This is a genomic window from Paenimyroides aestuarii (genome assembly GCF_024628805.1).
In the GTDB taxonomy this organism is placed as follows: Bacteria; Bacteroidota; Bacteroidia; order Flavobacteriales; family Flavobacteriaceae; genus Flavobacterium; species Flavobacterium aestuarii_A.
The window spans coordinates 1,551,501-1,572,419 of sequence record NZ_CP102382.1 but is presented as its reverse complement, the minus strand read 5'-3'; the positions used below and the strand labels follow the sequence as shown (position 1 = coordinate 1,572,419).

Here is a 20,919-nt window from a genome sequence, read left to right as displayed (position 1 = left end):
TTTTGTTTGATTTAAAAATGATACACCATGTTTTGGTTTTTTAAAAGCGCAATAGAAAAAGACCTGATTCAATTGGGATTTGGGGAATTGGTTCGGCAATACAAACAAAAATTAAAGAACAAAGAATTTACCAAGCAACAGTTTCATGCGGCTTTAAAAGAATTGCATAACAAGCACCAATCCAAACTTTCTAATATCAAGAATGTGAATGTGGCTACCCGACAAACATTTGATGATGATGAAATTTTGGTTCCTTTAAATCTGCAAAATATTCAACAAGAATTTATAGATTATGACTATCTATACAGCACACTGCTTTTTGAATTCAATAACAACAACCGAATTCATACCAAAGCTTTACAGCAATTAGACAAATTATTGCACGAAAATTATCCCGATGCTGTTATTGAACCTGCAGACAAAGAAAAAGTAAACCAACTTTCATTAAAAGAGCTCATAAACGATGCTACTTTACCTTTTAGCCAAACGCATAAAAATTATTTAAAAGCGGTTTTTCACCAACTTAAGATGCACCATTGAACGATTTAATTGATAATGGATAGCACCTTATTATAATTACTTTTTGCAATTAATTTTTATCTAAATTGTTCCAATAATCTTTAAATTCTTTGAAAACAGCTGCTGGTAAATCTTCCGGATTAAAATCGTAGGTATCAAACATAGGTTCGTAATTGTTTTCTGCCGAACTTTCCATTCGGTAGAACTTATTTTTGTAGATCAACAGCAAAACTACGCTCAACTGTTCATCCATATTTTCTTTTGGATGTTTAGAATAAACAAACAACACATCTGCTTGCCCGTCTTTATCGGCATCGAAAAAAGCTTTGCGGGCATTCCAAACCGATGTAACAATTCCAGGTTCGGCAACTTTGTCTTCTGCAACAACTTTCCATTCGTTATTTACCTTTTTAAACTGCTGTATGTACAACTCGTCTTGCAAACTGCCGCGTTCGTTTTTAGAAAACACATAATAGTTTTCTTCTTTTGGTGTAGCAATTTTTTCGACCTGCAAAACACGTGTACCCAAAAACGGAAAGCCCGATGCTTCGAAATTTTCTTTGTTAACCACCGTGCTTGTAATTTGAGAAAATCCTAAACTAAAACACAACAGGTTTAGTGCTAAAATAATCTTTTTCATTTGGAAATATGATGTATTTTAAATCTCTTTAAAAGAAAAAGCGAGAAACCAAAATGATTTCTCGCGATAACTACAAACAATAATTATTCTTCTTTTTCAATTCCCTAACATTTTTTTTGTAAAATATCTTTTTTTGAACAACAGCATTTGCCCAAACTGCTGTTCTATGATTTTATTTACATGACAAAATTACGCTGCTGCGCCAAAAACCTTTGTAGTACGTTTCTGTCAATTTATGTAGAATTTGTTCTACAACAATAAATTAGTACCTGCGTGTTTGTGCTACGATACCTTCTTCTAATGGTTTTTGAGTATTTTAAAAATATGGCGGAAACCAGCGATTGATTGGCTTTTACAAAGACCATAACTTTGAAATACAAACATTTAATTATTTATCATATGAAAAAATTAGTACTAAGTGCTGCAGTAGCTTTCTTTGTAACAGCGGCAGCATCAGCGCAAACAAATGTAGATTACTCTTCACAAACAGGAAGCGGAAATACAGGTACTACAACTCAAACAGGTAGTGCAAATTTTAACGAATTAACCCAAAACGGAAACGGAAACGGTTCTATTGTAGCACAGTTAGGCGAAGGAAACGAAGCTACAACTTCACAAACAGGTAACGGAAACCAAAGCGAAGCTGAGCAATCTGGTGACTACAACTTTGCAAGTGTAATGCAAGATGGTACAACCAACGAAAGTGAATTGGCACAAGATGGTGACGACAACACGGCAATGGTTTCTTCAACAGGTACAAGTAACACTTCTTGGATCAGTCAAGAGGGAGATGACAACAGTGCTACTTTAACTCAGTGGGGCGAAGGAAACGCATCTACTTTGGCGCAAGATGGTGATGCAAACACTGCTAGTATCACACAATCTACCGGCACACGTGTATCTGACTTCAACACTTCAACAGCTGAACAAACGGGTGACCGTAATGCTTTAACTGTTTTACAAGTAAACGATGGTTACAACTCTTCTGAAACTTCACAAGATGGTGATGATAACTACATCCGCGTACGCCAAAATGGTATAAGTAATGATGCAGAAGTTGCACAAGTGGGTAACGATAACTGGACAGATACTTATCAAAGAGGTAGAGACAATGAAGTTTCTGTAAGTCAGGTAGGTAACGACAATTCTGCTAAAGAATACACCATTGGTAGAGACAACAGCACAGAAATCACACAGTTTTTTGGAAATAACAACTCTGCTGATGTAAACCGAAATGGAGACGACAACAGCGCAACCATTACACAAATGTTTGGAAGCAACAACATGGCAGATGTGGATCAATTTGGTGATGCAAACGAAGCAGACATTATGTCTATGGGTTCATCAAACGAAGCAGTAGCTTACCAAGATGGTGATATGAACATCGCTGGAATTACCCAAGCAGGAAACAGCAACTGGGCAGATATCATGCAAGAAGGCGATTCAAACGAAGCAATGGCTTTACAAACTGGAAGTAATAACGATGCAGAATTTGACCAAATTGGAAACAACAACGAAGGTTCGGCAATGCAAATTGGTAATGGAAACATGGTTGATTTAATGCAATCAGGCGATGGCAATATGTCTTCTAGCATGCAAATGGGTACTTCTCATTCAGCTACGATTTCGCAATCAGGTATGGATCACTTCCACCAAGGTATACAAATGGGTTCTGGAAACACACTTTCTATAACACAAAGCAACTAAACTATTTGATCACAATTTATATTGTTTAATTGTAAAAACTGCTCATAATCAATTTCAAGTTCACTTAAAATTTATTATTGGGCAGTTTTCGTTTAAAAATCTATTAATCTTAACACCAATCCGTATGAAAAATAGACTGGCTGTATATTTTTCGCTTTTTGGATGTATCACATTAAGTGCACAGCAAACCCAACAATCCTCTATTTCTTCTGATATAAAAGAAATACAAAACCAGCAAATGTTTACCGAAAGTATGCTGCTAAACAGTATGTATCAAACCGTGGGTACACAAATCACCCAAATTGGCAACAACAATATTGCGCAACTAGAAACCCAGCAAATGCAGGTAAACCAAACAGGCGACCAACAATTGCTTTTTTATACCGAGACATCAAAACTACAACCTTCCAACATGAACATTCAAATGCAAGGCACCAACAATTACATGGAAATTTATGGCAACAATAGCATTATGGAAAACATGTCGGTGAAAGTTTCAGGAAACGACCGAAGTATCATTATAAGAAATTACCAATGAAAAAAATCTACCCTATTTTAGTTTTTATCTACTGCTTTGTTTCTGCTTCTTATGCACAAGAATTCAGAGACAGCTTAATTGTGGCTAAAATAGATGTGGTGCAATCAGAAAACACTTTAACATTTAGACCAACGGTTCAAAACAACGGCAGTTATCATTATGAATTGGATTATTTGCTTTTGATAAAGAAAACCGATGCCAACAAAAATTTATCTGTAAATCAACAAAAAGGAAAGTTTACCTTAAAACCCAACCAAATTGAAAGCTTATCATCAACAACTATTAATCAAACATCAAAACAAAAAATAACGGCTATTCTTTTTATCAGAGATGAAGTGGAAAACCGTTTAATTACCAAAGATTCGGTGCAGTTTATCACCAAAGAACTAATCCCAATAAAAGAAACCGCACTGATTGGTGTGCAAGGAATTGTGGTAGATGACTCTAAAACCAAAATTGGTAGAGATTACTACGATTTTTTCTATGCCGCTTATACGCAATATCCCACAAAATTTGATTTTATCATCAATATTTCCGAATTGCCTTACCGCGGTTTATCTAGTATTGTGCAAGTAAAAGTGGATCAAGACCTCATCATTGAATTTTTCACCAATCCCGATGAAGAATACCTAAAAGAACAAGTTGCTGCAACTTTTAAAAGATTGGTAGCTTATTCTAACAATCGGGGCAAGTTAAAAAACGAATTCACTTATTAAAATATAGTAAAAATGAAAAAATTAGTACCAACCATATTGCTTTTAATTGTTTGTGCTGTTAGCAACGCACAGCAATTGGTTTACACACCCGTAAACCCCAACTTTGGCGGAAATCCGCTTAATTACAATGGCTTATTGGCTTCTGCCAACGCCCAAAACCAATTCGATGACAATAAAAATTCAAACAAAACAAGTTTATTAGATAGCTTTTCAGAAACTGTAAAACGGCAAATTTTATCGCAATTATCACGCGGATTATTTGAAGAAAACGAAGATTTAGGAAGTTTAGAAGAGGGCACATTTGAAATTGGTGATTTAATTATTTCTATTGATGAAACGCGTACCGGCACCGTGATTAGAATTATTGACAACCAGACCGGAGAAGTTACCGAAATTATTTTATAAAAATTTGCCTTTACAGTTATGAAATTATCTACAAAAAATATACTGTTGCTGCTTTGCCTTGGTGGTCTTTTTCAGGCTTGTGGGGTATTTTTCTCGCCGCCCGCCGGTGTGGAATACCAATCGGTAATTGGTGAGGTTACAGCAACCGAAAAAGATTTTAAAAAACTGCCCAAACCACAAGAACCAATTGTCGTAGGGGTTTACAAGTTTAGAGATCAAACCGGGCAGTATAAAGCATCGGCCACCGGAGCCAACTGGAGTACAGCTGTTCCGCAGGGTTTAACCACTATCCTCATAAAATCGTTAGAAGACAGCAAGTGGTTTGCCCCAATTGAACGCGAAAACATTGGCAACCTTTTAAACGAACGCCAAATTATTAGAACCACCCGCCAGGAATATACCAACGGGCAAGCCAAAGAAACATTGGCACCACTGCTCTTTGCAGGCATTTTGCTAGAAGGCGGCGTGATTTCGTATGACACCAACATTTTAACAGGCGGTGCAGGTGCGCGGTATTTTGGTATAGGCGGATCTACTGAATACCGCCAAGACCGTATCACGGTTTATTTGCGTGCGGTTTCAACCAATTCGGGTAAAATTCTAAAAACCATTTACACTTCTAAAACCATTCTTTCGCAATCGGTTAATGCCAGCATGTTTCGATATGTGGATACCGAGCGTTTAATGGAAGCAGAAGTGGGCGTGACCAACAATGAACCCGTGCAAATGGCTGTGAGCGAAGCCATAAACAAAGCCGTTTATTTATTGATTTTAGAAGGAATTAAAGACAATGTATGGAACGCCACCAACCAAGACAAATCGAAAGCAGATGCTTTGTTGGCAGAATATACCAAAGAAGTGGCAGAAAGCACTAAAAGAATTCCCGGAAAAGGAGATTGGGACTCCAACCGCCGTGCAAAATTTTCGATAGGCGCATCGGTTACGGCAAACTCTTTGCGGGGTGATTATGCACCCTCTACTTCCCAGTTTGGTGCAAGCGGCAATTTTAAATACCTCTTTTCGGATCATTTTAGTTTAAACGCAGCTTATGGCTATCAAAATTTAAGTTCAGACCGCTATTTCAAGGCGCAATTCACTTCTTTGGAACTTGATTTGGAATATTTAATGTTGCCTTTCAACAATTTTACACCTTACTTTTCTGCTGGTTTGGGTTCTTTTGAAAATATCACATCCAAGAAAGGAAAAATACAATTAAAATCCCAATTCGGCGCAGGTTTGGAATATATGGTTTCGCCATCGGTTGGTATTCGCGGCTTTGGAAAATACCATGTGGGCTTTACTGATGATTGGGACGAAGTAATTTCGGGCAAAAGAAACGATCATTTTTTACAATTTGGAATGGGCGTGCAGGTTTATCTTGGAAAATAACTATTAGCATTTAAAATATGAAATCTATCTACTACTACATAATTATCGCTTTTTCACTCATCTTTGCAAGTTGTAGCGAAGATACCATCGATGGAAATGCACAAGCAACATTAACGGGAAGTGTTCGTTTAGAAGCCTCTAATGAACCTTTAAAGAATGTAAAAATATCCACAACACCCGCTTCTACAACCGTTTTTACGGATGAAGACGGAAACTTTGCTATTGAAGGAACTTTGCCAATGGGAACTTTCTCGGTTCGTGCGGAATTAAAGGGATATGTTACCGAATACCAATCGATTACAATTAGTGAATTTGAACAAAAAGTGCATCTTGTTTTTGAAATGGTGACCGATGAATCACTGAACAACCCTCCTACTGTTCCCGTGCTTGTATCGCCTAAAAATTTGGCTACCAATTTAACCAACAATGTGGAATTGGAATGGGAATGTTCGGATCCTGATTTGGATACGTTGACTTATAAATTGATTTTTACCAACAACCGAACCAACAACCGTGTTGAAATTCCGAATATAAGTACCAAAAAAATCACTATGACCCAATTAGATTTTGGAACTACTTACACCTGGCAAGTGGTGGCTTCAGACAGTATTAACAGCGATGTTTTCAGTGAGGCTTATCAATTTACCGTGCGAAAAAACCCAGAATACCGCTATCATTTTGTGCGAAAAAATTTAGGCAGTTACTCTATATTGGCTACCGATTTGCAAGAAGAAATATCGATTACCGCTTGGAGCAATGCTACTTGGAAACCGAGAAAAAACAATGTGGCAAACAAATTGGCTTATCTGCAAACCTATAACGGACAAACCCATTTATTTACTGCAGATTTAGACGGGCAAAACGAGCTGAAAATAAGTCAAACCCCTTTAAACGGTTTTAGAAGCGATCAATTATCTTTTGCATGGAAAGCCGATGGCAGCCAATTTATCTTTCCAAGTTTTGACAAACTGTATCAAGTGAACAGCAATGGCACCGGGCAAACCCAGATATATCAAACGCTCAACGGACATTTTATTACAAAGTGTGCATGGAGCAACGATGGTTCAAAAATAGCTATTACTACGAACGATATAAATGGCTATCAAGCAAAAATAATAATCTTAGACAGCAATGGAAATGTATTGCATACGGTTTTAGAAAACGTATCCGGAGCCGTGGGTGGACTTGATTTTGATGTGACCGGCAATCAATTGCTTTATACACACGATGTTTCTGGAAACGAAGATTGGCAATACAAACAACTTGATACACGCATGTATATTTACAACATTACGAACAACACCCACACCGATATTTCAGCTGTGAGCTTTAAACCAATGGGGTCTGTTGATATTGACCCAATATTTTCACCAAATAGTTCGGAAATTATTTTCACGAATACCTCTAACGATATGATTTCGCAACGCAACATTTATAAAATTGATTTGAATGACAATGATGTGCGCACATTGATTATCGCAAATGCAGAAATGGCTGATTATGAATAAGCAAAATGGGGATTGCCATTCCCCATTTTTTTCCATAAAAAAAACCGCTGCAAAGCGGTTTTTGTTTTTCTATAAAGCGTATAAATTGCACTTTATGGCCATTTTTACCATCGCGGCGGTGTTTTTCACACCCATTTTATGCAGTATTTTTCGTCGATGGGTTTCCACTGTGTGCAAACTCAAAAATAAATCTTCAGATATTTCGCGGGTGCTTTTACCATCGCAAATGTATCCTAAAATTTCTTTCTCTCTCGAAGTTAATTCTGCCAATAGCAAAACATCGTTGTTGTTGTCACTTGTTTTTTTTTCATTAATTAAACTCAAATTCTCTACCGAATGAAAGAAATAATCTACAATTAAATCCCAATATTCGCGAGAAAGTACTTTTTTACCGTTGATTACTTTGGTAAGGTTCTCTACAAATTGATCGGGCTGAACATTATTATTGATAATCCCCATCACACCAATTTCAAATAGTAATTTCACATCGCTTATGTTGATATTTGATGTGATGATAAGTACCTTAAAATGGGCATTTAAAGACATTAATTGCAGTATTTGATTAAAATCTTTATTTGAAAACTTAGTTACATCATAAATAAGCAACTCGGTGGTTTTATCATTCTTTTTTAATTCGGTATAATTTGATAAAGGTAAACTGTCTTGATGATTGATAATTGCACTAGGAGCAATTTTAGTTTTTATTAAATTTTCTATTCCTTCTAAAAAAATAGGATTGTTAATAATTGTATAAACATGTAATTTTCCACTCATAACTTTCCGTTTTTAGTTGATTTTTAGTTGTTTACAAACTTTCAACATTGCATACCATTTTTGAGCTATTATGCTGAAGCGTGTGCTTAAAAAAATTAAATTTCTTTTATCAAAAATGTTAAAATAAACTAAAAAAATCAAGGTAGAAATTACCTGAAATAAAAAAATAGGTAATATTACCTATTAGTGTATATTTAGTGAAGGGCCAATTCTTCAAGGGTTACAATTTGTTTTTGCAAAGCATATATAATTAAACCGGCCACATTGCGAACGCCTATCTTAGAAAAAACATTGTTTTTATGACCTTCAACCGTGCGTTGGGTAATAAAAAGCAGTTCGCCAATTTCTTTGGCCGTTTTTTGATGGCAAAGCAGTTTAACGATTTCAATTTCGCGCTCTGTAAGTGCATCCTCTGATTCAAGGCAAGGTTTTGCAACTTTGGGAGAAATTTGTTCTCGCAAAACATCCATTTGGTCTTTGTTTAAATAAAAACCATTTTTGTGAACGTGCTGAATAATTTCTGTTAATTCAAACGGGGATATTCCTTTTGGTAAAAACCCCGCCACTCCTTCTTTGGTCATAAATCCAATGGTATGATCTTGATAATGTGACGATACCACTATAACTTTTATATCGGGGCAATGTGTTTTCACATGTTTTAAAACTTCTAAACCATCAATAGTTTTCATTTTTAAATCGAGCAGCAACACATCAATCGCTGCAGGAGATTTTTCTAAAAAAGTAAACAATTCATAGCCATCGGTTGTATCAAACACTACCTGCAAACGGGGGTGTTGTTCAAAAAAACTTTTCAGTAAAGTTACAATTAAGTAATCATCATCTAATAATGCTAGTTTTATCTTCTCCATGGGTGACAAATAAAATAAATCGTGTTCCTTTTTCTTTAACGCTTTTGTATTTGTATTGGGCATGTAGGTTTTCTGCTCTCGAATCTATATTTTTTAAGCCGATGCCTTTTCTGATACAATTGGTATCAAAGCCCATACCGTTGTCTTTTACAAGCATTACCACGCAATAGTCTGTAATGCGAAGCATTAAATGGATATGTGTAGCTTTGGCATGCTTGTGAATGTTGTTGAGCAGTTCTTGCAAAATACGCACGGTTTGCAGTTTGATGGATTTATCGATCAATTTTTCCGTGCGCACATCAATCGTATGCTTGATGCTGTACACTTTTATCCAACTTTTAAATACTGTGAGAAGGATATCGTCTAAAGATTTTTCTTCATACAATGGGGGTAATAACTCGTGGGATATACGCCTTGATTCATCAATGGCTGTTCCCAGCAATTGATCTAATTCTTGCAAACGAGAACCCATAACAGCCTTCAAGCGAATGATGGTAAGCTTGCTGATGATGTTGTCGTGTAAATCGGCTGCGATACGCATACGTTCGTTTTCTTGTGCTTCTAAACTTACTTTTAAAAGCGAACGCTGGTATTCCATTTTTGCTTTCAGTTCTTCGTCTTTTGACCGAAGTACTTTCTTATATGATATGTAAAAAACCCCAATTAGTGTTCCTACAAGCAGTATCATTACCCCAATAATGATAACTACCCAAATAAGCAGCGTGTCTGAATTCTGCCATTTTTCCATAAAAAGTGCCCATTAAAATATTTCGTAAATTTTAATTGTGTTTTTTAAGGTTTTTAAATAGTATAAACGCTAACGCGAAATAGTAAGCAATGTGCAATACCACATAGCTGGAATAGAACAACACAAAACTTTTATCACTGAACGACTGGTTGATGATAAAATTTTGAATGACCGTGTAAATAAGGTGTATGGAAAAATAAGCCAGAAACACCATGCTAAGCATTTGATTGGTAACTGTGAATGTTTGATTTGACCGCAGCTGCTTTAATAGGTTTACTGCAATTAAAATCATTAGTAACAAGTTGGCTACTGTTTGGGCATTGGCTTCGTAATTTAAAATACCATTTGCCTTGTAGGTGCATAAATCATAGAGTAAATAAACACTGCTGCCGGCGATTAAATACCAAACAACAGTGCTTTTTAACCAATATTTGTTAATGAGATAGCCAATGATGAGTAATTCGACTACTCTAAAAAGAATTCTTATAAATACAAAAGTACCTGTATCGCTAACTATTTCATTAAAAAAAGTAATAAAAAATCTACTTAACGTATCAAAAAAGCAACTAGCTAATAAATAAAATGCTATTACTCTTTGTATATTATTTTTATTTCTTTTAAGCACGACAAATGCCAAAATGCTATAAACTATAAGTAAAATAGAATTTATATATGCAAAAGAATCAAATATAAAAAAGTAGCTTTTCATTTATTTATAATAAATCTAACAAATAATTTTTAGTACGATCGCGGTAGGGTGGTTGTAAAAGCACCGTATCATAAAATGAATCACTGTTTTTTAAAACCAAATCGGCTACTTTAACATTAGGTTGGCTCTCACTATCTTTCAAACCTAAATACACCGTATAGTTTTGGGGTGCTAAACTATGGGTGGGTATATAAAACAATTGATACATTGGCAAACTGGTACCAATCCAAGAACGATAATTTGTGTTCCAAGTTGTAATTCTGTTTAATGCATCGGTTGCTTGGATATATTGTGAAGGCAATGAATAGGTATAAGCTGGATAGATTGCCTGATTTAAATTAGAAACATCAGAATATACCACATCAAACACATGAATGTACTTGCTTAAACTATCGGCATACGAAACATTGTCATACACTTCAGAAATTACTGCAAATTTTAATTGTCCTTCTAAAACACAAGCATACGCATGTAAGGCATTACCCTCTGGAAACAATTGCATATTTACATTTAAACTATTTGCATTATTAAACAAAGTTAAGAGCTGGTTGGTATTATTGCGTAAGGTATCCCATACACGCATCCCTTTAATCACTTCTTCCAAAGTATAACCATTGCTTGGTCGTTGCTGTGTCGTTAATTCAGGTTTTGCAGAACCTTCAGTTGTATAATCAGATGTGCATCCAAAAAAAGCAACACTAAAAGTTAATAAGGCAAGTTTAAAAATTTTCATAGCATCAATAATTTACAATAAATCTAAAATATAATAGCTGGAACGATCTCTGTAAGGAGGTTCGCCTAGAACAGTATCATAATATACACCTGCGCCGTTGTTTAAAATAAGGTCGGCTATTTTCCCACTTGGATTGACTGCATCGGCTTTTAAAGCAAAAGACACACTATATGTTTGTGGCTGTAAATCTTCTGTAGGTATAAAAAATGTTTCATAAATACCAAAAGGTGTAGTCACAACCTCAGGAATCCATTCCGGGTAATCGGTTTGCCATAAATCAATACGTGCTAAAGCAACTGCTTCAGTTATTTCCTGACTCTTCAACCCTTCGCAACCACACCAAAAACAATTGGCGCTTAACACTTCATCTGGTGAATTTACATCGTTTACTTGAGAAATCACATAAAAACCAAACTCTCCATTGTCTTTCACCGCTGCATATGCGTGCAAGGGTTGGTGTTGGGGAAATAGGCTCATGTCTAGTTCAAACCCTGATGAATGATTAAACAATTCTACTAATTGGTCTGGTTGCGACCGCAAAGCCATCCAATTTTGTATAGAGGTAATAATTTCTTGCATATTTGTGTAGTTTTTTAAAATGTTAGTAACACAAATATAGTATTTTGATGTAAATAATTTCTAAATTTTACATAAATAAATCATCTTTTTTCTATAACAGAAGGTACATCGTTAAGTATCAGCAACCACAATTCACATTTTTAACAAATAAAAAAACGGACTAAGTGTCCGCTTTGTTTTCGTTTATTTTTGCTACTATTTGTTTTATATCTTGTTCTTTCTTTTTAGGATAAATCAACAAAACATCATCTTTATCTACAATAATAAAATCGTCTAAACCACCTATTACCACCAATTTGTTTGAATTGGTCCGTACGATATTATTGGTAGCGTTTTCCACAAACAAATTTCCGTTTACCACTGCGTTGTCGCAAGTATCCTTTGGCAACTTGTCGTATAAAGAACCCCATGTACCTAAATCGTTCCAATCAAAAGTGGCAGGTAATACAAAAACATTATCTGCTTTTTCCATCACGGCATAATCGATAGAAATGTTTGAAGCCTTCTGGTAATTTTCTATAATGAATTCTTGCTCGTTAGAGGTGTTGAACCGTTCATACCCCGATTGAAACAACTGCACCATTTCGGGTTGAAATTTCTCAAAAGCAGTTAAAATAGCTTGCACATTCCAAACGAAAATCCCCGAATTCCACAGAAAATTCCTGCGTTGTATAAACGTTTTAGCCGTTTGATAATCAGGCTTCTCTCGAAATTGCACCACTTTTTTTACTTGGCGGGTATCTAATTTATTGTATTCAATATAACCATAACCGGTATTTGGAAACGTTGGAATAATCCCCAAAGTCATTAACACCTGATCGGCTTCGCACGCATCAAACGCACGTTGCAAATTGGCTGCAAACTGCACTTCATCTTCAATCCAATGGTCAGACGGAGCCACAATCATCACTGCATTGGGGTTTTTCTTTTTAATTTTTAGCGAAGCATATAAAATACACGGTGCGGTATTGCGCATTTCGGGTTCTAAAACAATTTGCTCATTGGTAATCATGGGCAATTGTTCTTTTAAAATGTCGCAGTATTTATCGTTGGTTAATATTAAAATATTTTCTTTTGGTATTAAACGGCTTAAACGGGTAAATGTTTTCTGCACCAAGGTTTCGCCCGTTCCCAACATATCGTGGAACTGTTTAGGAAATTCGGGGGTACTTACAGGCCAAAAACGCGATCCCACGCCACCTGCCATTAATACGGCGTAATAATTTTTATTCATTGATTAGCTATTCAAAAGTTCAACCTGCATATTCGGTTTAAACAAATATACTTTGTTATTTTCTAAATCGGTACATTCAAACAGTTTTACACGCAATTTTCCTTTTTTAAACATACGTCCGTTTTCGATTTGAAACACACTTCCCAAAGGCAATTCATCTACAAAAACCTTATTAGTGGGTGCATCGTATTTTTTCAATTGCATAGACAAAAGCGCATCTGTGTCGCTGCTTGCTGAAGGATTTTTAAAATGATTTGCCAAAAAAGGCAATACTTCAACAGGAAAAACCAATGGATTGATAAAAGGAATCATTAGCAAACGAAAAGTGTGTTTCCATTCCAAACCGTGTGGTTTAATGAATCGTCCGTATTTTTGAAATGCGACTAAATGGGCAATTTCGTGTATGGTTGTTATTAAAAAACGATACTTATTCAGCGTTGCATTTACCGTAATTTGGTGTGATCCATCGGGATTTTTTCTATAATCTCCATGACGGGTAACGCGCTCATTTACAATTTTAAAATGCACACGATAGGTTTTTATTAATTCATATACCGCGTCAACGGCATTTTCGGGGATATATTTCGTTAAAACTTCTTTCAATTATGGGGTAGTTGATGAAACTTGTAAAACTTTTCCATTAAAAAAACGATTTCCGTTTAAGGCAAAATCTTTAATGTACGCACCCATTTCGTTGGGATTAATTGGTGCTTGATAGCCCGGGAATGCTTCTTGAAGCATCTCGGTTTGTACGGCACCCAACGCTAAAACATTAAACGCAACACCTTGCTCTTTGTATTCCTCGGCCAATAATTCGCTTAAGGTAATTACTGCTCCTTTGCTGGAACTATATGCGGCCAAACCAGGAAATTTAGAGCTGCCTTGCACACCGCCCATGCTGCTAATGGTAACTACATGGCTGCCTTTATTCATTAAAGGTAAAACCGCTTTAGTTAGCGCTGCAACGCCAAAAACATTTACTTTGTAAATATATTCAAAATCGGCAGAAGAAATTTCAGCGAATGGTTTGTTGATAATGGCACCTGCATTGTGAATTAAAATATCAATGTTTTTAAACTGCTTTTTCAATGCTACTGCAAATGCACTTACAGATGCATCATTACTTAAATCGACCGATTGGTAATGCACATTCGGCAGGTTTTCTAGTTCCGGATTGCTGTTTCGTGAAAGGGAAATAACCGTATGACCTTCGGCAGCGAATTGCTTTACCAACTCTGCTCCTATTCCACGGCTTGTTCCTGTAATTATGATAGTTTTCATTTTTTTGTTCGATTGTTAATGTGTTTAATCGTTTATTTGTTTAGATTCCTCACTTCGTTTGGAATGACAACTACTATATATTTTCATTATAAAGTTTTGACTTTACGACTTTTGACATTTAACTTTATGACTTATCAGCCTAATTCATTTTTATTTCTCTGGTTTCTGCGTTGATCATTTTTGATACCACCGGAAGCATATCTTGGGCAATGGTGGTCATAAATGCGGTATCCATCGCTTGAAATTCATCTTTTGGATGATGGTAATAATTGAAGTTTGAAAAATCGAATGCAGAAACGGTATGCGCAGGAATTTTAAATTCTTCATAGAACGGATAATTGTCTGATGCTGCAAACAAATTGTATTGCTCTGCCCCGTCTGACATTCCCACAATCATACTGCTTGCGTATTCATTTAACTTTGCCGCCATGTTTGATTTGGTATATCCTGTTAAAAACAATTTGAAATCATAACTCATTGGAACACCTACCATTTCAAAATTCAACATGCTGTAAATATTCATGTTTTGTTTTTTTAACTTTTTAGCCAAATGTTTCGATCCCAGCAAACCTTTTTCTTCGGCAGAAAAGAACACAATCAACACGCTGCGTTTACAGTTTTTTGATGCAGCCAGATATTTTGCCACTTCCGATAAAACAGTAGTTCCCGAAGCATTGTCATTAGCGCCATTATTGATATAATCACCTTCAAAACCTTTTTCTGTAATGCCGATATGATCATAATGCGCACCCAAAATCACAAACTCATTTTTCAGTTTTGGATCGTTTCCTTCGATATATCCTACCACATTAAACGAATTGTCATAGTTGGAAAGGGTATCTTTATAAGTAGAAAAATAGGGTTTGATTACTGATTTTTCCAATATCTCTTCTAAATAATTCGCTGCTTTTAAAATTCCTTCAGAGTTTGAATCTCTTCCTTCTAATTCATCAGAAGTTAAATATTTTAAAGTGGCAACCACATCTGCTTCTTTCACTTGATAAGCTGAACCTGGGGCCTTTTGATTCGATTTACAGGCAACTAACGATAATGATAAAGCTGTAAACAAAAGAATTTTTTTCATTTTTGTATGTTTTAAACAAAAATACAAAAAAACCCGTTCTGAAAAATCAAAACGGGTTTATATAAATGCAATTCTATGAAGAATGTTTTGTAGTTCTTTTCGTATTTGTTATCCAGCTTTCGTGCAAACTATATTAAGGATATAAACAACTTCTTCCTTTTCTCTGTACAAAATTTTATAATCTCTTATGATAATTCTTCGATATTCAGAAAAAATTTCATCTGTTTGGGGCTCCTATGTTTGCGCAGTGGCGGATTTCAGAGCAAAAAACTGTCAATACACCACAAAAGTTGATGCGAGGTAGAATGTTTAATTAACCACGTCACAATCCATTGAGCCAAACGCCTGTTTGGTGCTGGCCTTCTGTCCACCGTCCTTGTAAACCATTGTCAGTATTAAGCTTCCGTGTCATTGTCGTGTCGGCTGTGCGTTGGTTTATTTTTTTTTGAAGGGGTCGGGAAATTTTTAAAAAAAAATTTTCTTTGCGATGGCTTTGGCAATGTGCTTGCAAATAGCGTGGGCATTAAATCGGTTTCAATCCTAACTCTTTCAAATATTCGTTGTGCTTTTCTGTGTTTACTTTTATGCTTTTGTTTATTTCAGTCAACTTCGAGTTTACATCTTCCAAGTCAATTTGTATTTCGTCTTCTGAAGTACTCACATATCTTGAAATGTTCAGATTGTAGTCGTTCTTCTTGATTTCGTCCATTGAAACCCTGCGAGAATAACGCTCTCTTTCATTTCTGAATTTGTACGTTTCGACGATGTTTTCCAGATGCTTTTCGGAAAGTTCGTTTTGGCGTTTTCCTTTTACAAATTGTTCACTAGCATTAATAAACAGAACATCATCTTGTTTTTTACATCTTTTCAAAACCAAAATGCAAACAGGAATTCCTGTCGAGTAAAATAAATTAGAAGGTAAACCAATTACCGTATCAATGTGGTTATCTTTCAATAACTTTTCTCTGATACGTGCTTCTGCACCACCACGGAAAAGAACTCCGTGAGGCAGAATAATAGCCATCGTTCCATCATCTGACAAGTTATCCGTACCCAAAAAATGAAAACCGTGTAAAAGAAAAGCAAAGTCTGCTGCTGATTTTGGTGCTAGACCATAACCCTTGAAACGAAAATCTTCTGCTAAAGTATCGTTAGGCTCCCAACGCAAACTAAATGGAGGATTAGCTACAATGGCATCAAACTTAATCTTTTTGCTTGGATTCATTTGATTAAATTCATCCCATTGGTTTAGCAATGTGTCTCCGTGGAATATCTCAAACTCGGTATCTTTCATCCCGTGCAAAAGCATATTCATTCGGGCAAGATTGTAGGTGGTTATATTTTTTTCTTGTCCGTATATTTTACCAATTGTACCTTTCCCTTCTGTTTCTTTTTTCAACTGGTTTCTAACATTCAATAACAAAGAACCCGAACCACAAGTAAAATCCAAGACCTTATTTAGTTTATCCTTATAGCCTTCTTTTGGGTCGTGAGGGTCTAGTAAAACGATTCGGGAAAGAATGGTTGAAATTTGTTGGGGTGTATAAAATTCTCCGGCTTTTTTACCAGATCCCGCAGCAAATTTACCTATCAAATATTCGTAAGCATCGCCAAGTGTATCTGTATCAGTTGAAAATTCTGCTATACCTTCTGCTATTTTTCTGATAATTTTACAAAGTTTATCATTTCTTTCTTTCTCGGTTTTACCAAGTTTCTCTGAATTCAAATTAATTTCAGAGAATAATCCTTTAAAAGTAGTTCCAAATGATTCGTCTTCAATATGGCGAAATCCTTCTCGAAGTGTTTGCAACAATTCATCGTTTTGCTTGCTGGCTAGATGGGTAATGTTGCTCCACAAATATTTAGGTTTGATAACGTAATGCACTTTTTTACGCATACTGTCTTCAAAAAAGGGGACATCTTCTTTATTGTCATTGTACCAATCTTCCAAAGGCGGAGGAACAGTAAAATCAAATCTGCTATCTGTTGATCTACTTGGCGGATAATCCTTACCTAATTCTTTTTTTGCGGCTTCTTCATAGTTGAAGGATAAATAACGAAGGAATAGGAAAGAAAGCATATAATCACGGAAATCATCCGCATTCATAACGCCTCTCAAATCATTGGCAATGTCCCAAAGGGTGTCGCCTAATTTTTTATGTTGTTCTTTTTGTGTCATTATGATGCTGTTTCTGTTTGAGTATTGTTATTAAATATTTGTGGAAAATAAAAATCATACTTGGTTGTAAAACCTTTAAAGATTCTTATAAACAGGTCTTTATTGTCATCACCCATTTCTACTGGGTCAAAAATTGAATATTTACCGTGGCTAAATAATTGTAATGCCCTTTCAAAAAGTACTTCATCCTCTAAACCATCAATACATTTATCTATTTTGTCGTAGCCAAAAAATGTTGCAGTTTTTTCTAAAATGCTTCTAAGAGCATTAAAATGATAGGTGTAGATTTTTGGTGGATTTTCTATATCTTGATTTTCAACAATATATTTTAAATCGCTTAGAGTTGCGATGTGATGAAAAAAAGGCGTATCGTTGGTGTCTTGCAATGCATATCCATTTACTCCTTTACTATGCAAAAAATATTTTTTGTTTTTTACTTTTCTTCCAAATTCATTATACAGCACATTAAAAAATAAACTATGGTGTGTAGATATTACTGTTTCAATTAACATTTCGAATTTACCTTCGTTATTTTCTTTTGTAAGTAAATTTGCTAAATCACAGGCTATTGCAATAGCATTATTTTCATCTAGTGATGATATAGGGTCATCTATATAAATATATTTTACCCAATTGTAAGCAGGATCTTTATCTATGGCTAACTGACAAATGGCTAGAAAAAAACACCAAATAAATAATGTTTCTTCTCCTCTAGATATTTTTATATTTGGAATGTCTTGTTCATTGCCTTCAACAATAATCCTTCTTGAAAAAGTTACAGTTGATGTGTCGTAATCTATATCAAATTTCAAATCAACATAGTTGTTTAGAAAAGATTCAATTTTTGAATTCAAATTTAATTCGCGTAATCCATTAAAAAAGGCAGAATCGGAATTTAGTTTTAGCTCTCTTTCAGTATCGTTTTCTAAATCATTATTCCAAGAAAACAAATCTTCTGTAAAAGCATTAAAGTAAAGTGTATCTCGACTTATTAAATTACCCTCGTCATCTAAATTTTTCCCAATTTGTTTAAACTCCATCGATAATCTAGTTTTTCCACTTGCATTATGAGCAAAAAGTAATACTAAATCTTTCTTTGGTCGGTGGTCGCCCATTAAGTCTTTTCGGAAATGTTGAGCTATCTCAGTAAGATTTGAATATTTAGTTATTGTACTCATCTTTTAATCATTCATTTTTGGAAACAAACCCTGCATCAATCCCTTTTTGTGTTGTTTCAATTGCTCTATCTTCTCCGCCTGTGCAGTAATAAGAGCATCCAAAGACGAAAGACAAGAAGCTATTTTTTGTTGTTCTTCAACTGATGGAATAAATAATTCAAATTCTCGAAGCCAAGTAGAATTCAAATTGTCCTTAGCACCGCCAGCAACTTTTTGATTTACTTGTTTCCAGAATAAGTCTGATTCCATCCAATACTTCATATAAAAGTTATTTGCTTTCTTATTTACTCGGAAAGCTCCCAAACTAACAAAGATTCCAAATTCTATATCTTGCTCTAAAACGATTGGGTTACCCAAGTTTGAACCTACTCGGGTAAAAAGGATGTCACCCAATTTCGGTTTTGTACTTTCAGGCATACTTTCAAATTTCTCACGACTTATGTACTGAACATTGGTAAAATCAATGTAGCCGTTAGAAATATTTTTTGATGATAGGAAAGGAACTCCAGAATTGATGTAGTCAGGTTTATGTGTTAATCCAATTTTTATATCGCCTAAATCTGCAAAGCCAACTTTAACTAATGGACTATGAAATTCAGGGAACCGAACCTTCGGCACTTTCTCGCCCTCTTGCGGAAAAAGGTTTTGCATCAAGCCTTTTTTGTGGTCTTTGAGTAAATCCAGCTTTTGGTTGTGGGCGGCTATCACTTCATCTAAAGAAGAAAGACAGGATGCGATTTTTTGTTGTTCCTTTTTGTTGTTAGGAAAGTGTATTGGCAGTAGCTTAATTATATCCGCATTCAAGTTCTTTACTGCTGCACCTGCTGCATTTGAGTTGAAATATGATTGACTTGATTCAGAAGAAATGAAGTAGTATAAATAATCTTCAAAAGTTACTTTTGATATTTTACGAATAGCAATCCAACCATCGTGAATACAAGTCCTGATTTTTAGAATATAAGGACGTCCAAAACTCATAGAGTTAGAGAGAATCAAATCACCAATATTGACTTCTCTGGTACTGCTTAAAGCTTCCTTTATCACTTTTTCCTTTGTTCCAGTAATGTATTTAGAATCAGATGGAACATCTGCTATTTTCAGCCAATTCAAACCATCATCACTAGTTGTAAGATAATCTTGAATTGGTCTTGGAGAACCACCACGAACAATTTCAGAAACTTTTCCAAGCTCTTCATATTCCCATTCCCCTTCATTTTTAAACTCAGGAAAACGCAATTCGGGTATTAATTTATTTTTACTCATACCGCAATTTCATTTAAAATGTTAGCCACCGAGTTTTTATCCATTTTAGAAAAAGCAAACCACTTTTTGCCTAAATCTTTCAAAGAAGCACCTAAATGATACACATCTGTATGGTCAATAATCAGAAAACGGTCGTGGCTTTTGGTAAAGGTTTTGAGTTCAAAATTGCTGTATTGTTCGTTAGCTTTTTTTACATCTAAGGTCAATTGCTTAGAAATGGTTTTAGTCAATAAAAGCACCTTTACCGCTTTAGTTTTTTTGGATAAATGTGTTAAGGTGCTTTCGTCTATGTAATTATCAATCAAAACAATATTTTTCTTGGCAGAGCGGATGATTTTGGAAGCCAATTCGTAAGCATCAAATACCTGTCCGTCAAAAAATACGCCTTGGTTGGGAATAAGGTGTGTGTTTATCTGCAAATCAATTTCATTAATTTTATTGCTCAAACTATCAACCTTATCTTCTATTCGGTTCATTCGGTTGTTGATGGCGTAGCCTTTGAGTAAATAGTCTTTCAGCACTCGGTTTGCCCAAATACGAAATTGAGTAGCACGAACAGAATTCACTCTATATCCGACCGATAACACCGCATCAATGTTATAATACTTTACTTTAACATTTTGTGTTTTTCCTTTAATGGCTCCGTGTGGAGTGGTATGTTCCAAAATGGAACTAACCACATTTTCTTTAAGTTCACCCGACTTAAAAATATTGCCTAAATGTTTTGTAATAGCCGGACGCTGTGTGCCAAATAAGTCGGCTATTTGCTGTTGTGTAAGCCAAATAGTTTCTGTTTTTTCGTCAATTCTTACCTCAATGTGTTCGGCAAGTTCATCCGGTCTATATAAAATAATTTCGTCTTTCAT

General features: G+C 35.3%; 22 protein-coding genes. 7 read left to right on the top strand and 15 right to left on the bottom strand.

Features of this window, described 5'->3' with window-relative positions; all coding sequences use genetic code 11:
• Window positions 1-27 precede the first annotated feature (27 nt).
• Window positions 28-540 carry a hypothetical protein gene (locus NPX36_RS07430; RefSeq protein WP_257498104.1) on the top strand — a complete coding sequence of 171 codons (513 nt, stop codon included), beginning with the start codon at window positions 28-30 and terminating at the stop codon, window positions 538-540.
• Window positions 541-589: 49 nt separating this feature from the next.
• On the opposite strand, the gene NPX36_RS07425 is transcribed toward NPX36_RS07430, so the two are convergent.
• A complete protein-coding gene (locus tag NPX36_RS07425) occupies window positions 590-1,159 on the bottom strand; it encodes a hypothetical protein (RefSeq protein ID WP_257498103.1) in 570 nt (189 codons plus the stop codon).
• A gap of 399 nt (window positions 1,160-1,558) precedes the next feature.
• Between NPX36_RS07425 and NPX36_RS07420 the strand changes: the two genes are divergently transcribed.
• The 6 genes from NPX36_RS07420 to NPX36_RS07395 all read left to right on the top strand — a co-directional run bounded on the left by NPX36_RS07420 (window position 1,559) and on the right by NPX36_RS07395 (window position 7,422).
• The gene (locus NPX36_RS07420) at window positions 1,559-2,866 is read left to right on the top strand and encodes a hypothetical protein (RefSeq protein ID WP_257498102.1); all 1,308 of its coding nucleotides are present in this window, start codon (window positions 1,559-1,561) and stop codon (window positions 2,864-2,866) included.
• Window positions 2,867-2,990: 124 nt separating this feature from the next.
• Entirely contained in the window at window positions 2,991-3,404 is a 414-nt protein-coding gene (locus NPX36_RS07415) for a hypothetical protein (RefSeq protein ID WP_257498101.1), read from the top strand.
• Window positions 3,401-4,120 carry a curli production assembly/transport protein CsgE gene (locus NPX36_RS07410; protein WP_257498100.1) on the top strand — a complete coding sequence of 240 codons (720 nt, stop codon included), beginning with the start codon at window positions 3,401-3,403 and terminating at the stop codon, window positions 4,118-4,120. The genes NPX36_RS07415 and NPX36_RS07410 overlap by 4 nt, the downstream gene beginning before the upstream one ends.
• Before the next feature lie 12 nt (window positions 4,121-4,132).
• Complete coding sequence (locus NPX36_RS07405) at window positions 4,133-4,525, top strand: curli assembly protein CsgF (protein WP_257498099.1); 393 nt, start codon at window positions 4,133-4,135, stop codon at window positions 4,523-4,525.
• Between the two features lie 18 nt (window positions 4,526-4,543).
• A complete protein-coding gene (locus tag NPX36_RS07400; protein ID WP_257498098.1) occupies window positions 4,544-5,914 on the top strand; it encodes a CsgG/HfaB family protein in 1,371 nt (456 codons plus the stop codon).
• A gap of 17 nt (window positions 5,915-5,931) precedes the next feature.
• Window positions 5,932-7,422, top strand: a complete 1,491-nt coding sequence (locus NPX36_RS07395; protein ID WP_257498097.1) for a carboxypeptidase regulatory-like domain-containing protein — start codon at window positions 5,932-5,934, stop codon at window positions 7,420-7,422.
• 69 nt (window positions 7,423-7,491) lie between these two features.
• Here the strand turns inward: NPX36_RS07395 and NPX36_RS07390 are convergent, their stop codons facing one another.
• The 14 genes from NPX36_RS07390 to rhuM all read right to left on the bottom strand — a co-directional run bounded on the left by NPX36_RS07390 (window position 7,492) and on the right by rhuM (window position 20,919).
• A complete protein-coding gene (locus tag NPX36_RS07390; protein WP_257498096.1) occupies window positions 7,492-8,196 on the bottom strand; it encodes a response regulator transcription factor in 705 nt (234 codons plus the stop codon).
• Window positions 8,197-8,390: 194 nt separating this feature from the next.
• Window positions 8,391-9,065, bottom strand: coding sequence for a response regulator (locus NPX36_RS07385; protein ID WP_257498095.1), 675 nt, complete (start codon window positions 9,063-9,065; stop codon window positions 8,391-8,393).
• Window positions 9,034-9,813 (bottom strand): sensor histidine kinase, encoded by a 780-nt coding sequence (locus tag NPX36_RS07380; protein WP_257498094.1) that lies wholly within the window; start codon window positions 9,811-9,813, stop codon window positions 9,034-9,036. The genes NPX36_RS07385 and NPX36_RS07380 overlap by 32 nt, the downstream gene beginning before the upstream one ends.
• Window positions 9,814-9,844: 31 nt before the next feature.
• Window positions 9,845-10,522 carry a hypothetical protein gene (locus tag NPX36_RS07375; RefSeq protein WP_257498093.1) on the bottom strand — a complete coding sequence of 226 codons (678 nt, stop codon included), beginning with the start codon at window positions 10,520-10,522 and terminating at the stop codon, window positions 9,845-9,847.
• A 4-nt stretch (window positions 10,523-10,526) separates the two neighbouring features.
• The gene (locus NPX36_RS07370; protein WP_257498092.1) at window positions 10,527-11,255 is read right to left on the bottom strand and encodes a hypothetical protein; all 729 of its coding nucleotides are present in this window, start codon (window positions 11,253-11,255) and stop codon (window positions 10,527-10,529) included.
• 12 nt (window positions 11,256-11,267) lie between these two features.
• Window positions 11,268-11,834 (bottom strand): hypothetical protein, encoded by a 567-nt coding sequence (locus NPX36_RS07365; protein WP_257498091.1) that lies wholly within the window; start codon window positions 11,832-11,834, stop codon window positions 11,268-11,270.
• A 160-nt stretch (window positions 11,835-11,994) separates the two neighbouring features.
• A complete protein-coding gene (locus NPX36_RS07360; protein ID WP_257498090.1) occupies window positions 11,995-13,068 on the bottom strand; it encodes a mannose-1-phosphate guanylyltransferase in 1,074 nt (357 codons plus the stop codon).
• 3 nt (window positions 13,069-13,071) lie between these two features.
• The gene (locus NPX36_RS07355; protein WP_257498089.1) at window positions 13,072-13,671 is read right to left on the bottom strand and encodes a SprT-like domain-containing protein; all 600 of its coding nucleotides are present in this window, start codon (window positions 13,669-13,671) and stop codon (window positions 13,072-13,074) included.
• Window positions 13,672-14,349, bottom strand: a complete 678-nt coding sequence (locus tag NPX36_RS07350; RefSeq protein ID WP_257498088.1) for an SDR family NAD(P)-dependent oxidoreductase — start codon at window positions 14,347-14,349, stop codon at window positions 13,672-13,674. It abuts the gene before it with no gap.
• A gap of 139 nt (window positions 14,350-14,488) precedes the next feature.
• Window positions 14,489-15,433, bottom strand: a complete 945-nt coding sequence (locus NPX36_RS07345) for a M28 family peptidase (RefSeq protein WP_257498087.1) — start codon at window positions 15,431-15,433, stop codon at window positions 14,489-14,491.
• A gap of 523 nt (window positions 15,434-15,956) precedes the next feature.
• Window positions 15,957-17,612, bottom strand: coding sequence for a type I restriction-modification system subunit M (locus tag NPX36_RS07340; RefSeq protein ID WP_257498086.1), 1,656 nt, complete (start codon window positions 17,610-17,612; stop codon window positions 15,957-15,959).
• Complete coding sequence (locus NPX36_RS07335) at window positions 17,612-18,790, bottom strand: AAA family ATPase (protein WP_257498085.1); 1,179 nt, start codon at window positions 18,788-18,790, stop codon at window positions 17,612-17,614. The genes NPX36_RS07340 and NPX36_RS07335 overlap by 1 nt, the downstream gene beginning before the upstream one ends.
• A gap of 3 nt (window positions 18,791-18,793) precedes the next feature.
• The gene (locus NPX36_RS07330; RefSeq protein WP_257498084.1) at window positions 18,794-20,053 is read right to left on the bottom strand and encodes a restriction endonuclease subunit S; all 1,260 of its coding nucleotides are present in this window, start codon (window positions 20,051-20,053) and stop codon (window positions 18,794-18,796) included.
• On the bottom strand, window positions 20,050-20,919 hold the full coding sequence (gene rhuM, locus NPX36_RS07325) for a virulence RhuM family protein (protein WP_257498083.1): 870 nt from the start codon (window positions 20,917-20,919) through the stop codon (window positions 20,050-20,052). Before rhuM ends, NPX36_RS07330 begins: the two co-directional genes overlap by 4 nt.

What these genes read in the sequence shown, in the direction of transcription:
- NPX36_RS07335 (WP_257498085.1), bottom strand. Translation starts at nt 18,790, where the DNA reads ATGAGTACAATAACTAAATATTCAAATCTTACTGAGATAGCTCAACAT.
- NPX36_RS07410 (WP_257498100.1), top strand. Translation starts at nt 3,401, where the DNA reads ATGAAAAAAATCTACCCTATTTTAGTTTTTATCTACTGCTTTGTTTCT.
- NPX36_RS07405 (WP_257498099.1), top strand. Translation starts at nt 4,133, where the DNA reads ATGAAAAAATTAGTACCAACCATATTGCTTTTAATTGTTTGTGCTGTT.
- NPX36_RS07350 (WP_257498088.1), bottom strand. Translation starts at nt 14,349, where the DNA reads ATGAAAACTATCATAATTACAGGAACAAGCCGTGGAATAGGAGCAGAG.
- NPX36_RS07365 (WP_257498091.1), bottom strand. Translation starts at nt 11,834, where the DNA reads ATGCAAGAAATTATTACCTCTATACAAAATTGGATGGCTTTGCGGTCG.
- NPX36_RS07390 (WP_257498096.1), bottom strand. Translation starts at nt 8,196, where the DNA reads ATGAGTGGAAAATTACATGTTTATACAATTATTAACAATCCTATTTTT.
- rhuM (WP_257498083.1), bottom strand. Translation starts at nt 20,919, where the DNA reads ATGAAAGACGAAATTATTTTATATAGACCGGATGAACTTGCCGAACAC.
- NPX36_RS07385 (WP_257498095.1), bottom strand. Translation starts at nt 9,065, where the DNA reads ATGGAGAAGATAAAACTAGCATTATTAGATGATGATTACTTAATTGTA.
- NPX36_RS07415 (WP_257498101.1), top strand. Translation starts at nt 2,991, where the DNA reads ATGAAAAATAGACTGGCTGTATATTTTTCGCTTTTTGGATGTATCACA.
- NPX36_RS07375 (WP_257498093.1), bottom strand. Translation starts at nt 10,522, where the DNA reads ATGAAAAGCTACTTTTTTATATTTGATTCTTTTGCATATATAAATTCT.
- NPX36_RS07345 (WP_257498087.1), bottom strand. Translation starts at nt 15,433, where the DNA reads ATGAAAAAAATTCTTTTGTTTACAGCTTTATCATTATCGTTAGTTGCC.
- NPX36_RS07430 (WP_257498104.1), top strand. Translation starts at nt 28, where the DNA reads ATGTTTTGGTTTTTTAAAAGCGCAATAGAAAAAGACCTGATTCAATTG.
- NPX36_RS07330 (WP_257498084.1), bottom strand. Translation starts at nt 20,053, where the DNA reads ATGAGTAAAAATAAATTAATACCCGAATTGCGTTTTCCTGAGTTTAAA.
- NPX36_RS07360 (WP_257498090.1), bottom strand. Translation starts at nt 13,068, where the DNA reads ATGAATAAAAATTATTACGCCGTATTAATGGCAGGTGGCGTGGGATCG.
- NPX36_RS07380 (WP_257498094.1), bottom strand. Translation starts at nt 9,813, where the DNA reads ATGGAAAAATGGCAGAATTCAGACACGCTGCTTATTTGGGTAGTTATC.
- NPX36_RS07425 (WP_257498103.1), bottom strand. Translation starts at nt 1,159, where the DNA reads ATGAAAAAGATTATTTTAGCACTAAACCTGTTGTGTTTTAGTTTAGGA.
- NPX36_RS07370 (WP_257498092.1), bottom strand. Translation starts at nt 11,255, where the DNA reads ATGAAAATTTTTAAACTTGCCTTATTAACTTTTAGTGTTGCTTTTTTT.
- NPX36_RS07395 (WP_257498097.1), top strand. Translation starts at nt 5,932, where the DNA reads ATGAAATCTATCTACTACTACATAATTATCGCTTTTTCACTCATCTTT.
- NPX36_RS07420 (WP_257498102.1), top strand. Translation starts at nt 1,559, where the DNA reads ATGAAAAAATTAGTACTAAGTGCTGCAGTAGCTTTCTTTGTAACAGCG.
- NPX36_RS07400 (WP_257498098.1), top strand. Translation starts at nt 4,544, where the DNA reads ATGAAATTATCTACAAAAAATATACTGTTGCTGCTTTGCCTTGGTGGT.
- NPX36_RS07340 (WP_257498086.1), bottom strand. Translation starts at nt 17,612, where the DNA reads ATGACACAAAAAGAACAACATAAAAAATTAGGCGACACCCTTTGGGAC.